This window comes from Amycolatopsis alba DSM 44262, from assembly GCF_000384215.1.
GTDB classification, from domain to species: domain Bacteria; phylum Actinomycetota; class Actinomycetes; order Mycobacteriales; family Pseudonocardiaceae; genus Amycolatopsis; species Amycolatopsis alba.
Window position 1 is genome coordinate 5,356,668 of sequence record NZ_KB913032.1, and the last position, 13,526, is coordinate 5,370,193.

At 68.7% G+C, this 13,526-nt stretch carries 11 protein-coding genes; 10 read left to right on the plus strand and 1 reads right to left on the minus strand.

All coding sequences use genetic code 11. The features are described 5' to 3' along the window. Window positions 1-47 precede the first annotated feature (47 nt). Genes AMYAL_RS0125445 through mpaM form a run of 7 tightly spaced genes read left to right on the plus strand, consistent with a single transcriptional unit; the run spans window position 48 to window position 8,237 of the window. Window positions 48-1,268 carry a cytochrome P450 gene (locus AMYAL_RS0125445; protein WP_020634086.1) on the plus strand — a complete coding sequence of 407 codons (1,221 nt, stop codon included), beginning with the start codon at window positions 48-50 and terminating at the stop codon, window positions 1,266-1,268. 46 nt (window positions 1,269-1,314) lie between these two features. Beyond that, on the plus strand, window positions 1,315-2,790 hold the full coding sequence (locus AMYAL_RS0125450) for a tryptophan 7-halogenase (protein WP_020634087.1): 1,476 nt from the start codon (window positions 1,315-1,317) through the stop codon (window positions 2,788-2,790). A 28-nt stretch (window positions 2,791-2,818) separates the two neighbouring features. Then, window positions 2,819-4,045, plus strand: a complete 1,227-nt coding sequence (locus AMYAL_RS0125455; RefSeq protein ID WP_020634088.1) for a glycosyltransferase — start codon at window positions 2,819-2,821, stop codon at window positions 4,043-4,045. A 40-nt stretch (window positions 4,046-4,085) separates the two neighbouring features. Beyond that, window positions 4,086-5,312, plus strand: coding sequence for a glycosyltransferase (locus AMYAL_RS0125460; RefSeq protein WP_020634089.1), 1,227 nt, complete (start codon window positions 4,086-4,088; stop codon window positions 5,310-5,312). A 29-nt stretch (window positions 5,313-5,341) separates the two neighbouring features. Beyond that, window positions 5,342-6,568, plus strand: coding sequence for a class I SAM-dependent methyltransferase (locus AMYAL_RS0125465; RefSeq protein WP_020634090.1), 1,227 nt, complete (start codon window positions 5,342-5,344; stop codon window positions 6,566-6,568). A gap of 6 nt (window positions 6,569-6,574) precedes the next feature. After that, window positions 6,575-7,381 (plus strand): PIG-L deacetylase family protein, encoded by an 807-nt coding sequence (locus tag AMYAL_RS0125470; RefSeq protein WP_020634091.1) that lies wholly within the window; start codon window positions 6,575-6,577, stop codon window positions 7,379-7,381. Between the two features lie 37 nt (window positions 7,382-7,418). Next, window positions 7,419-8,237, plus strand: a complete 819-nt coding sequence (mpaM, locus tag AMYAL_RS0125475; RefSeq protein ID WP_026467435.1) for a daptide-type RiPP biosynthesis methyltransferase — start codon at window positions 7,419-7,421, stop codon at window positions 8,235-8,237. On the opposite strand, the gene AMYAL_RS0125480 is transcribed toward mpaM, so the two are convergent. After that, window positions 8,218-9,504 (minus strand): aminotransferase-like domain-containing protein, encoded by a 1,287-nt coding sequence (locus AMYAL_RS0125480; protein WP_020634093.1) that lies wholly within the window; start codon window positions 9,502-9,504, stop codon window positions 8,218-8,220. The genes mpaM and AMYAL_RS0125480 overlap by 20 nt on opposite strands. A 235-nt stretch (window positions 9,505-9,739) precedes the next feature. Here AMYAL_RS0125480 and AMYAL_RS0125485 point away from each other — a divergent pair, with 235 nt between their 5' ends. The 3 genes from AMYAL_RS0125485 to AMYAL_RS0125495 are packed head-to-tail and all read left to right on the plus strand — an operon-like array spanning window position 9,740 to window position 13,510. Then, window positions 9,740-10,570, plus strand: coding sequence for an alpha/beta fold hydrolase (locus AMYAL_RS0125485; RefSeq protein ID WP_020634094.1), 831 nt, complete (start codon window positions 9,740-9,742; stop codon window positions 10,568-10,570). Beyond that, on the plus strand, window positions 10,567-12,303 hold the full coding sequence (locus AMYAL_RS0125490; protein ID WP_020634095.1) for an amino acid adenylation domain-containing protein: 1,737 nt from the start codon (window positions 10,567-10,569) through the stop codon (window positions 12,301-12,303). The genes AMYAL_RS0125485 and AMYAL_RS0125490 overlap by 4 nt, the downstream gene beginning before the upstream one ends. A 16-nt stretch (window positions 12,304-12,319) precedes the next feature. Next, window positions 12,320-13,510, plus strand: coding sequence for a cytochrome P450 (locus AMYAL_RS0125495; RefSeq protein ID WP_020634096.1), 1,191 nt, complete (start codon window positions 12,320-12,322; stop codon window positions 13,508-13,510). Window positions 13,511-13,526 lie beyond the last annotated feature (16 nt).

The following is a 13,526-nucleotide window of genomic DNA, read 5'->3' on the forward strand; positions in this document are numbered from 1 at the left end:
AAAGCCGAAACGGGATTTTCCCGGTCGACCAAGGAGTTTCCATTCTGATGGGGCACGGTAGCGATCAGCTCGCGCCACTTCTGCGGGAGCCGGCGAACTTTCAGCTGCGGAAGAACTGCGATCCGCACGAGGACAATTTCGCGCTCAGGGCACAGGGCCCGCTGGTCCGGATAGCCGGCGAATCGTCCGCGCAGCTGGGCCGGGATTTCGTCTGGCAGGCACACGGCTACGACGTCGTGCGCAAGATCCTCGGCGACCACGAGAATTTCACGACGCGGCCGCAATTCACCCAGGCGAAATCCGGGGCACACGTCGAAGCCCAGTTCGTCGGGCAGATCTCGACCTATGATCCGCCCGAGCACACCCGCCTGCGGAAAATGCTGACGCCGGAGTTCACCCTCCGGCGGATCCGCCGGATGGAGCCCGCGATCCAAGCCCTCGTCGACGACCGGCTCGACCTGCTGGAGGCCGAGGGACCGGGCGCGGACCTCCAAGGGCTGTTCGCCGATCCGGTCGGCGCCCACGCCCTGTGCGAACTGCTCGGCATCCCGCGCGACGACCAGCACGAGTTCGTCCGGCGGATCAGGCGGAACGCCGATCTGAGCCGCGGGCTCAAGGCGCGGGCGGCCGACAGCGCGGCGTTCAACCGGTACCTGGACAACCTCATCGCCGGACAGCGGAAGAACCCCGGAGACGGATTCCTCGGCATGATCGCGCGGGAGCACGGCGACAACGTCACGGACGATGAACTGAAAGGCCTGTGCACGGCGCTGATCCTCGGCGGTGTCGAGACCGTCGCGGGGATGATCGGCTTCGGTGTGCTCGCCCTGCTGGACAATCCCGGCCAGATCGAACTGCTTTTCGAAAGCCCCGAAAAGGCCGACCGGGTCGTCAACGAACTGGTGCGGTATCTGTCCCCGGTGCAGGCGCCGAATCCGCGCCTCGCCATCAAGGACGTGGTCGTCGACGGGCAGCTGATCAAAGCGGGGGACTACGTCCTGTGCTCGGTGCTCATGGCCAACCGGGACGAGGCGCTGACCCCGGATCCCAACGTCCTCGACGCGAATCGCGCCGCGGTGTCGGACGTCGGATTCGGGCACGGCATCCATTACTGCGTGGGCGCGGCGCTGGCCAGGTCGATGCTGCGGACGGCTTACCGGACGCTGTGGCGGCGATTTCCCGGACTGCGCCTGGCCGTGCCCATCGAAGAAGTGAAGTACCGCAGCGCGTTCGTTGACTGCCCTGATCAGGTTCCGGTCGTCTGGTGACGACCGGCCCGGCGAAATGACACACGACACAGAGGAATGGTGGGAAATGTCGGTCGAAGATTTCGATGTGGTGGTCGCCGGTGGCGGGCCTGGCGGTTCGACCGTCGCCACGTTGGTGGCGATGCAGGGGCATCGCGTTCTGCTGCTGGAGAAGGAGGTCTTTCCCCGGTACCAGATCGGTGAGTCGCTGCTGCCCGCCACGGTGCACGGGGTGTGCCGGATGCTGGGCGTCGCGGACGAACTGGCGAATTCCGGGTTCCCGATCAAACGCGGTGGCACGTTCCGCTGGGGTGCCCGCCCGGAGCCGTGGACGTTCCACTTCGGCATCTCGGCCAAGATGGCGGGCTCGACGTCGCACGCCTATCAGGTCGAGCGGGCCAAGTTCGACCAGATCCTGTTGAACAACGCCAAAAGCAAAGGTGTCGTCGTCCGCGAGGGTTGTTCGGTCGACACTGTGGTCGAAGAGGGCGAGCGGGTCACCGGGCTGCGGTACACCGACGCGGACGGCAACGCCCGCGAGGTGTCGGCGCGCTTCGTGATCGACGCGTCGGGCAACAAGAGCCGGCTGTACTCCCACGTCGGCGGTACGCGGAACTATTCGGAGTTCTTCCGCAGCCTGGCACTGTTCGGGTACTTCGAGGGCGGCAAGCGGCTGCCCGCGCCGGTCTCGGGCAACATCCTGAGCGTCGCCTTCGACAGCGGCTGGTTCTGGTACATCCCGTTGAGCGACACGCTGACCAGCGTCGGCGCGGTGGTGCGCCGGGAGGACGCCGACAAGATCCAGGGCGACCGGGAGAAGGCGCTCGCGGACCTGATCGCCGAATGCCCGATGATCTCGGAGTACCTGTCGGACGCGAAGAGGGTGACGACGGGCAAGTACGGGGAACTGCGGGTCCGCAAGGACTACTCGTACCAGCAGACGACTTTCTGGCGGCCGGGGATGATCCTGGTCGGCGACGCCGCGTGTTTCGTGGACCCCGTGTTCTCCTCCGGTGTGCACCTGGCGACCTACAGCGCGCTGCTCGCCGCCCGGTCGATCAACAGCGTCCTCGCGGGTGAGCTGGACGAGAAGACCGTCCTGACCGAATACGAGGCGCGGTACCGCCGCGAATACGGCGTGTTCTACGAGTTCCTCGTGTCGTTCTATCAGATGAACGTGAACGAGGAATCGTATTTCTGGCAGGCCAAGAAGGTCACGAGGAACGAGAACACCGACATCGAGTCGTTCGTCGAGCTGATCGGTGGCGTGTCCTCCGGTGAGACGGCGCTGACGGCCGCGGACCGGATCGCCGAGCGCAGCGCCGAATTCGCTTCGGCCGTCGACGAGATGGCGGCGGGCGACGGGGACAACATGGTGCCGATGTTCAAGTCGCAGGTGGTCAAGCAGGCGATGCAGGAAGCGGGCCAGGTGCAGATGAAGGCGCTGCTCGGCGAGGACGCCGAACCCGAGATGCCGCTGTTCCCCGGCGGGCTGGTGACTTCGCCCGACGGGATGAAGTGGCTGCCTTACCACCCGGCCTGAAACCCGCCTAGCAAACAGGGGTAGCGAAATGCGCGTGTTGTTGTCGGTGTGCGGAACCCGCGGAGACGTCGAAATCGCGGTGGCGCTCGCGGTCCGGTTGAGGGCGCTCGGGGTGGAGACGCGGATGTGCGCCCCGCCCGCCGCCGCGGAGCGGCTGGCCGAGGTCGAGGTGCCGCATGTGCCGGTCGGCCTGCCGCAGCACCTGATGTTGCAGGAGGGGATGCCGCCGCCACCGCCCGAGGAGGAGCGACGGCTCGAGGCCATGACGATCACCATGCAGTTCGACGCGATCCCCGCGGCGGCCGAAGGGTGCGTCGCGGTGGTGGCGGTCGGGGACGTGGCCGCCGCGACCGGCGCGCGGTCGGTGGCCGAGAAACTGGGTCTCCCGTTCTTCTACTCGGTCCCCAGCCCGGTCTATCTGCGGTCCCCGCACTTCCTGCCACCCGACGACGAGCCGACCACGCCGGGCGTGACCGACATCGACGTGCTGTGGGAGGAGCGGGTCCGGCGGTTCGACGACCGGCACCGGGACACGCTCAACGAGCAGCGGGCCGCGATCGGCCTGCCGCCGGTGGAGGACGTCTTCGGCTACGGCCACACCGATCAGCCGTGGCTTTCGGCGGATCCGGTGCTGGCCCCGCTGCAGCCGGACGTCGACGCCGTGCAGACCGGTGCGTGGATCCTGCCCGACGAACGGCCGCTCTCCGCGGAACTGGAGGCATTCCTGGCCGCCGGGCCGCCGCCGGTGTACATCGGTTTCGGCAGCTCGTCCGGACGCGGGATCGCCGACGCCGCGAAGCTCGCCGTCCAGGCGATTCGCGCCCACGGCCGCCGGGTGATCCTCTCCCGCGGCTGGACCGAGCTGGTCCTGCCCGACGACCGGGAAGATTGCTTCGCCATCGACGAGGTGAATCTCCAGGAGCTGTTCCGCCGGGTGGCCGCCGTCATCCACCACGGCAGCGCGGGCACGGAGCATCTGGCCACGCGGGCGGGCGTCCCCCAGCTCGTGATCCCCCGGAACACCGACCAGCCGTACTTCGCGGAGCGGGTGGCCGCTCTGGGTATCGGGGTGGCCCACGACGGTCCGACGCCGACCTTCGACTCACTGTCGGCCGGGCTCACCACCGTCCTCGCCCCGGAAACGCGTGCGCGGGCGGTGGCCGTGGCGGCCACCGTCCTCACCGACGGGGCGGCGGCGGCCGCGGAGCTGCTGCTGGCCGCGGTCGGCGCGGAGAAGCCGGCGGTTCCCGCGTGAACCACACCGAACCGGAACCCAGGGAACGGGGAACCAAGTAATGCGTGTGCTGTTGGCGACGTGCGGAAGCCGCGGAGACGTCGAACCACTGGTGGCCTTGGCGGTCCGTCTGCGGGAGTCCGGCGCGGAGCCGCTGATGTGCGCCCCGCCGGACTGCGCGGACCGGCTGGCCGAGGTCGGCGTGCCGCATGTGCCGCTCGGTCAGTCGGCGCGTCCGTCGGCCGGGCAAGCGAAGCCCTTCACGGCGGAGGACATGCTCCGGTTCACCTCCGACACGATCGCCACGCAGTTCGACCAGATCCCGGCGGCCGCCGAGGGCTGTGCCGCCGTGGTGACGACCGGACTGCTGGCCGCCGCGCTCGGCGTGCGGTCGGTGGCCGAGAAGCTGGGCATCCCCTACTTCTACGGCTTCCACTGCCCGAGCTATGTGCCGTCGCCGTACTACGCGCCGCCGCCGCCTCTCGGCGAGCCGCCCGCCCCGGAAGGGACCGACATCCGGGCGCTGTGGGAGCGGAACAACCAGAGCGCCTTCCGGAGGTACGGCGGCCCGCTCAACGAGCAGCGGGCCGCGATCGGCCTGCCGCCGGTGACGGATATCTTCGGCCACGGCTACACCGATCACCCGTGGATGGCGGCGGATCCGGTCCTGGCCCCGATGCAGCCGACGGATCTCGACGCCGTGCAGACCGGCGCGTGGATCCTGCCCGACGAACGGCCGCTTTCCGCGGAGCTGGAGGCGTTCCTGGCCGCCGGACCGCCGCCGGTCTACCTGGGATTCGGCAGCCTGCGTGCCCCCGCTGACGCCGCGAAGGTGGCCATCGAAGCGATCCGCGCCCACGGCCACCGGGTGATCCTCTCGCGTGGCTGGGCCGATCTGGTCCTGCCCGACGACCGGGACGACTGTTTCGCCACCGGCGAAGTGAACCAGCAGGTGCTGTTCGGCCGGGTGGCCGCCGTCATCCACCACGGCGGCGCGGGTACGACGCATGTGGCCGCGCGGGCGGGCGCCCCTCAGATCCTGGTGCCCCAGATCGCGGACCAGCCGTACTACGCCGGCCGGGTGGCCGAACTGGGTATCGGGGTGGCCCACGACGGTCCGACCCCGACCTTCGACACCCTGTCGGCCGCGCTCACCACGGCCCTCGCCCCGGAAACGGCCGCGCGGGCGGCGGAGGTGGCGGGCACCGTCCTCACCGACGGGGCCGCGGCGGCCGCGGACCTGATCTTCACCGCGGTCGGCCGGGAAAAGCCCGCCGTTCCAGCCTGAACCACCCCGAGCAAGCTCAGAGGAGACGCATGTCCACCACGTCCCGGTGCCGGATCTGTGACGGCACCGTCACCGAATTCATCGATCTCGGCCGCCAGCCGCTTTCGGACGCGTTCGTGGTTCCCGGCGACGAGAAGAAGGAGTTCTTCTTCCGGCTCGCCACCGGGATCTGCGAGTCCTGCACGATGGTGCAGCTGATGGAAGAGGTCCCGAGGGACCTGATGTTCCACGAGGCGTACCCGTACCACTCGTCCGGTTCGGCCTTCATGCGCACGCATTTCCACGACCTGGCCAAACGCCTGCTGACCACGGAGCTGACCGGCGAAGACCCGTTCATCGTCGAACTCGGCTGCAACGACGGCATCATGCTCAAGGCCATCGCCGAAGCCGGTGTGCGCCAGCTCGGCGTCGAGCCCTCCGGTGGTGTCGCGGATCTGGCCGCGGCCAAGGGGATCCGCGTCCGCAAGGACTTCTTCGAAGAGGCGACGGCCGCCGACATCCGTGAGAACGACGGCCCCGCCGACGTGATCTACGCGGCCAACACCCTGTGCCACATCCCTTACATGGACTCGATCCTGAAGGGTGTCACCACGCTGCTCGGCCCGAACGGCGTTTTCGTGTTCGAGGACCCGTACCTCGGTGACATCGTCGAGCGCACGTCGTTCGACCAGATCTACGACGAGCATTTCTTCTTCTTCACGGCGCGCTCGGTCCAGGAGATGGCCAAGCGCAACGGCCTCGAACTCGTGGACGTCGAACGCATCCCGGTGCACGGCGGCGAGGTCCGGTACACCCTCGCCCTCGCCGGGGCGCGCAAGCCGTCCGAGGCCGTGGCGGAACTGCTGGCGTGGGAGGCCGAGCGCAAGCTGTCGGAGGTCGCCACGCTGGAACGCTTCGCCGCCAACGTGAAGAAGATCAAGGAAGACCTGATCGCGTTGCTGACCAAGCTCCGCGCCGAGGGCAAGCGTGTCGTCGGCTACGGCGCGACGGCCAAGAGCGCCACGGTGACCAACTTCTGTGGTATCACCCCGGATCTGGTGGAGTTCATCTCGGACACCACACCGGCCAAACAGGGCAGGCTCAGCCCCGGTCAGCACATCCCGGTGCGCGAGTACCGGGAATTCGCCGGTGACCACCCGGACTACGCACTGCTGTTCGCCTGGAACCACGCCGACGAGATCATGAACGCGGAGCAGGGTTTCCGTGACGCCGGTGGGCAGTGGATCCGGTACGTGCCGAACGTGCACGTGAGCTGACCCGCCATGTCCCGAGTTCTCGACGCGGGCCGGATCCTGGCGATCTCCCCGCATTTGGACGACGCGGCCCTGTCCTTCGGGGCAGGGCTCGCCTTGGCGGTGCGGAACGGCGCGAAGGCGACCGTGCACACGGTGTTCGCCGGTACCGGGGCGCCCCCGTACTCGCCGGCGGCGGAGCGGATGCACTCGATCTGGGGTCTCACACCGGATCAAGACGCTTCGCTTCATCGCCGGAACGAGGACATCGCCGCACTCGGCCGGCTGGGCGTCGACTACCGGCACAGCTCCTTCCTCGACGCCATTTACCGCAAGGCGCCGGACGGCCGCTGGCTGGCCGACAACGTGCCGGGCCGTCAGAAGCTGGCCATCGGCAAGCAGTCGCCGCAGGGTGATCCGGAGCTGTTCGCGGCGGTGCGGAAGGACATCGAGTCGGCCGTCGACGAGTGTGCCCCGGCGCTGATCCTGACCTGCGCGGCGGTCAGCGGCCATATCGACAACGAAATCGCGCGAGACGCCACGCTGCTCGTCGCGCGCGAGAAGGACATTCCGGTGCGACTGTGGGAAGACCTTCCCCACGGGATCTTCGCGCCGGGAACCGCCGAACTGCCGAAGGGCTTTCAACTCGGCCCACCCGACTTCGGCTCCGTCACGGCGGAGGTTCGGACACGGAAATTCGAAGCGCTGCGGCTCTATTCGTCTCAGATGTTGATGCTCCACGGTCCCGACAAGGATTTCTTCGCGCTGCTCGACGGGCACGCCGCGAAATCCTCGCCGCGGGGTGACTACGGCGAGACGACCTGGCCGGTCAGCTGAATTCAGGGACGCTTCAAACGATCAGGGGGTTTGTTTCATGGGTGATCAAGCAGTGCGGACCGCGCATTCGGACGTCCTGCTCGCCTCGGCGGGCGAGCGGGGCGTCCTGTGCGATTTCTACGGCGAAGCCGCCGCGGACACCTACCGGGATCTGGTCGAGGACGGGGACGGCACTTCGGAAGCGCAGGCGTTCGCCGCCCGCGTCCACCCGGTGTCCGCGCCGGTACTGGAACTCGCGGCCGGAGTGGGCAGGCTGAGTTTTCCTTTTCTGGAATTCGGCTGGGAGCTGACCGCCTTGGAGCTGTCGGCCACGGTGGTCGCCGCCTTCCGGGAGCGGCTGGCGAAGGAGCCAGCGGACGTCCGGGATCGGTGCACGGTGGTTCAGGCGGACATGAGCGCCTTCTCGCTGGGCAAGACCTTCGGGACGGTCGTCATCAGCTCGGGTTCGATCAACGAACTGGACGAGTACGACAGGAGCCGGGTGTACGCGGCGGTTCGCGAACATCTCGACCCCGGCGGGAAATTTCTGCTCAGCCTGGAGCTGGGGAAGCCCGGCGAGCCGGAACCGATGGAGCGACGGCAGGAGCTGACCGGGCGAAGCGGACGGCGGCACGCCTTGCACGTGAAGGTCGTGCCGTCGGAAGAGATCCAGGAAATCACGATCTACCCCGCCGACGAAACGGCTGATCCCTTCGTCGTCTGCACGCATCGCAGAAGGCTCGTCCCGTCGGATCGGACGGTGCGGGAACTCGTGCGGGCGGGCTTCGACGTGATCTCGCAGACACCGTTCGCGTCGAGCGAGGCAGGCCGTGAAGACATGTTGCTGGTGGAAGCGGTCACCCCAGCCGTGCGGTGATGAGCGCCGCGAGCCTGCTCACGCCCTCCTGGATCAGTTCCGGCGTGAGCAGGCTGATGGACAGCCGCAGCTGGTTGAACCCGTCTTTGCCGCCGTAGAAGTGATGCATCGGGGTGAACAGCACACCGTGGTCGCGGGCGGCGTGGGCCAGCAGTTCGTCGTCGACGACGAAGGGCACGGTGACGGTGACGAAGAACCCGCCCGTCGGGGTGTTCCAGCGGACCCCGGCCAGCCCGCCGAGCCTGCGGTCGAGTTCGGCCAGTGTCAGATGGAGATTGCGCTGGTAGATGGCGGTTTCCCGGACGTTGGCCTTGGTCAGGCTGTAGTCGTTGAGCAGCAGCTTCCCGGCGATCACCGCCTGGGCGATGGGGGAGGTGTTCACCGTGAGCATCCCCTTGAGCTTGGAGAGCTGGTCGGCGAACAGGCCGCCCCCCGCCACCCGCTGATCCGCCACCGCGTAGCCGACACGGGCGCCGGGCATCCCGGTCTTGGCGAAGGAACCGATGTAGACCACGGTCCCCGAGCGGTCGAGCGCCTTCAGCGTCGGGAGCCGCTCGGCTCCGAAAAGCCCGTACGCGTTGTCCTCCAGCAGAAGGATCCCGTTGGCCTCGGCGACATCGAGCAGCCGGTGGCGGGCGGGCAGATCCATGCTGGTGCCGGTGGGGTTGGCGAAGTTGGGGGTCACGTAACAGGCCCGGACCCGCTTGCCCTGTTCGTCGGCCCGCTTCAGCTGCAGGACGAGGTCCTCGGGGTCGATGCCGTTCTCGGTGGAGCGGACCGGCCAGACGGGGGTGTCGGTGAGCAGCGCCGCCCCGGTCAGGCCGACGTAGGTGGGGGCGGGAGCGAGCAGCACGTCCCGCTCGTCGGCCCGCAGGGTGCGGAGCACGAGGAACATGGCCTCCTGCGCGCCGACGGTGACGACCACGGATTCCGGGGCGGCGTCGATGTTCTCGTCCTCGGCGAGGTTGCGCGCGATGATGTCGGCGATGATGCCCTTGGTGGTGCCGTACTGGAACAGCGCGCGGGTGACCCCGGCCTCGTCCACTTTCCGATCGCGCCGGAGATGCTCGCAATAGGCGTCGAGGTAATCGTGAATGAGCCGGATGTCGAAGAACTCTTCGTACGGACGGCCTGCCGCCATGGAAATGGCCACAGGGTATTCGTCGATCAGCTCGTTCAGCAGATTCATCGACGAGATCGCCGGATCGGTGAGCGATCCGTGCAGCGTTTCCATGCTCAAGTGAGTGGACAAACCGTTCGAATTCATAAATGCTAGAATTTCCATTCGGCGCCGAAGTGTCAAGCGGGGTCCGTGGACGCGAATCGCGCCGAATTGTCCATGTCCAGTACCAAGTACTCCAGATAATCGGATTCTGCGGGTACGGTCGTCTCTGTGCGCTGTGGAACTGGGGCCGCGCACTCCACATCGGACTAAGCCTGCGTCGGCGGAATTCGACGGCCGCTGTGCCGCTGCGCGCCGTCGGTGATCGGGAAGGACCATCATGCTGATGACAACCGAGAACGGGATCCGGTTGTCTTACCACGATCAAGGCGACGGTCCGGCGGTGCTGTTGCTGACCGGCACCGGAGCGCCGAGTTCCGTCTGGGACCTGCATCAGGTACCGGTGCTCCGCGCCGCCGGATTCCGCGTGATCACCATGGACAACCGCGGGATACCGCCGAGCGACGACGGCGCGGGCGGGTTCACCATCGAGAACCTGGTCGAGGACGTGGCCGCCCTGATCGACTATCTCGACGCCATGCCGTGCCGCGTGATCGGCACGTCGATGGGGTCGTATGTCGCGCAGGAGCTGGCACTGGCCCGTCCGGAGCTGCTGGACTCGGTCCTGCTGATGGCGGCCTGCGGCAGGAGCAGCCTCGTCCAGCGGGAGCTCGCGGAAGGCGAAGCGAAGCTGATCGAGCAGGGAGTCGAGCTGCCACCGGGTTTCCTCGCCGCCGTCCGGGCCATGCACAACCTGGGTCCCGCGACCCTCGCCGACGACGACCTCGCCGGCGACTGGCTCGACCTGTTCGCCGCGGCGGGGCCGTGGGGGCCGGGTGTCCGGGAGCAGCTGCTGCTGAGCGCGCTGCCCGACCGCCTCGACGCCTACGGCTCGATCAAGGTGCCCTGTCACGTCGTCTCGTTCGAACACGACCTCGTGGCGCCACCGGCCGCCGGACGCGAGCTGGCCGCCGCGATCCCCGGCGCGACCCACCGCACGGTCGCCGGGTGCGGGCATTTCGGCTACCTGGAGAACCCGGAAGCGGTGAACCGCGAGCTGATCCGGTTCCTCCGCACCGAATCCCGCGAGACACTGGGAGAGACCGCATGACCGTCCTTTCGGCGGCCACGACACCGGCACTGTTCGAGGCGACCGCGGCCGTGCTGCCGGATCGGCCCGCGGTGGCGATGGACACCACCACCCTCACCTACGCCGAGCTGAACGGCGAGGCCAACCGGCTCGCCCGGCGGCTCGTGGCGCACGGCGCAGGCCCGGAGCACCTGGTCGCGCTGGCCATGCCGAGGTCGATCGAGTTCGTCATCGCGATCCTGGCCGTGCACAAGGCGGGAGCCGCGTACGTGCCGGTCGACCCGGACTATCCGGAGGAACGCAAACGGCACATGCTGGACGACACCGCGGCGCGGATCGTGCTGTGCCTGCCGGGCCAGGAGGTGCCCGGTGCCGCCGTCGTCGTGAGCGTGGAACGGGAACCGGGGGTGTCCGAACCGGACTTGGACGACGGGGACCGGCTCGGCCCGTTGCGGCCCGACCATCCCGCGTACGTCATCTACACCTCGGGCTCGACGGGCAAGCCGAAGGGCGTGCTGGTCACCCATCGCGGGATCCCGAACCTGGCCGACGACTACGTGCGCCGTCAGGCGCTGGTGCCGGAAAGCAGGTTGCTGGCCTTCGCTTCCCCCAGCTTCGACGCCGCGGTCGCCGAGTTCTGGCCGATCTGGCAGGCGGGCGGCTGCCTGGTGCTGGCCGCCACGCCGGATCTGGTCCCCGGCGAGCCGCTCGGCAGGCTGGTGCGGGATCAGGGCATCACCCACATCACGCTGCCGCCGTCGGCGCTGGCGCCGCTGGAGGAGTCGGGTGGCCTGCCCGCCGGGCTGACGCTGCTGGTGGCGGGCGAGGCGTGCCCGGCCCCGGTCGCGAAACGCTGGGCGATGGACCGCGTGATGATCAACGCGTACGGCCCGACCGAGGTCACCGTGGCGGTGACCGCGAGTGAGCCGCTGACCGGGGAGGACACCCCGCCGATCGGCAGGCCGATCACCGGTGTCCGTACTTACGTGCTGGACGAGCTGCTGCGGCCCGTCCCGGACGGGGACGTGGGCGAGCTGTACACGATAGGCCCCGGTCTCGCCCGCGGCTACCTCCGGCGGCCCGCCGCGACCGCGGTGCGATTCCTGCCGGATCCGTTCGGCGAGCCGGGCGGCCGCATGTACCGCACCGGCGACCGGGTGCGGAAGCGTCCGGACGGGCAGTTCGTCTTCGTCGGCCGGGTCGACGACCAGCTGAAGGTCCGCGGCCACCGGATCGAACCCGGCGAGGTCGAAGCCGCCCTGCTCGCCGTGGACGGCGTGGCCCAGGCGGTGGTGACCGCGCACGACAACCGGCTCGTCGCCTACGTGGTCGGCGCCGGCGGCGGACGCGTGGCGGCCGAAGACCTCCTCCCGCCGCTGCGCGAGCGGATGCCGTCCTACCTGGTGCCGGATGTCGTGGTCAGCCTGCCGAAACTGCCGGTGTCGCCGAACGGCAAGGTCGACCGGACCGCCCTGCCCACTCCCGAAGAGGAGAGCGCCGAGCGCGCGGCTTCGGGACGGGCGCCGGGCACCCCGACGGAGATCCTGCTCGCCGAACTGTTCGCCGACGTGCTCGGCGTCGCCAGTGTCGGCGTCGAGGACAGCTTCTTCGAGATCGGCGGCCATTCACTGCTCGCGACCCGTGTGGTGGGCCGCATCCGCGAAAGCCTGAAGATCCGGCTGAGGGTGCAGGCCTTCTTCGACGCGCCGACCGTGGCGCAGCTCGCCAAGGTGCTCGACGGCGCACTCACCTGATCTGGAGAACCCCTTCATGCAGACGACGAAGACCGTCGACCTCGGCGATCCCGATCTGTACACGAGCCTGGACCGCCACGTCCGGTGGCGGGAGTACGCGGCGGAAGACGCGATGGTGTGGAGCGAGCCGGGCAGTTCCCCCACCGGTTTCTGGTCGGTGTTCTCGCATCGGGCGTGCGCCGCGGTGCTCGGGCCGAACGCCCCGTTCACCTCCGAGTACGGGATGATGATCGGCTTCGACCGCGACCACCCCGACCGCTCCGGCGGCCAGATGATGGTGGTGTCCGAACAGGACCAGCACCGCAAACTGCGCAAGCTGGTCGGGCCGCTGCTGTCCAGGGCGGCCGCGCGGAAACTGTCGGACCGGGTGCGGGCCGAGGTGCGCGGCGTGCTCGACCGGGTGCTCGACGGCGAGGTGTGCGACGTGGCCGCCGCGATCGGCCCGCGCATCCCCGCCGCGGTCGTCTGCGAAATCCTCGGGGTCCCCGCCGAGGACCAGGACATGCTCATCGACCTGACCAATCACGCGTTCGGCGGCGAGGACGAGCTTTTCGACGGGATGACGCCGCGGCAGGCGCATACCGAGATCCTCGTCTACTTCGACGAATTGATCAGCGCGCGCCGCGCGAGCCCCGGCGACGATCTCGTCAGCACGCTGCTGAGCGACGGCGAACTCTCGATCGACGACGTGGTTCTCAACTGCGACAACGTGCTGATCGGCGGCAACGAGACCACCCGGCACGCGATCACCGGCGCGGTGCACGCGTTCGCCACCGTGCCCGGCCTGCTGGAGGAGATCCGGGACGGGAGCGCGGACGTCGACACCGTGGTGGACGAGGTGCTGCGCTGGACCTCGCCCGCGATGCACGTGCTCCGGGTGACGAGTGACGACGTCACGATCAACGGCCGCGACCTGCCCGCCGGTACGCCGGTGGTCGCGTGGCTGCCCGCCGCGAACCGGGATCCGGCCGTCTTCGACGATCCCGACACGTTCCGGCCGGGGCGGAAACCCAATCGCCACATCGCTTTCGGCCACGGCATGCACCATTGCCTCGGCTCCGCGCTCGCGCGGATCGAGCTGGCGGTCGTGCTGCGGGAGGTGGCAGAGCGGGTTTCGCGGGTGGAGCTCGTGAAGGAACCGGCCTGGTTGCGCGCGGTCGTCGTCCAGGGATACCGGGAGCTTCCGGTGCGGTTCACCGGTCGCTGACCATGTCCGTCCGATA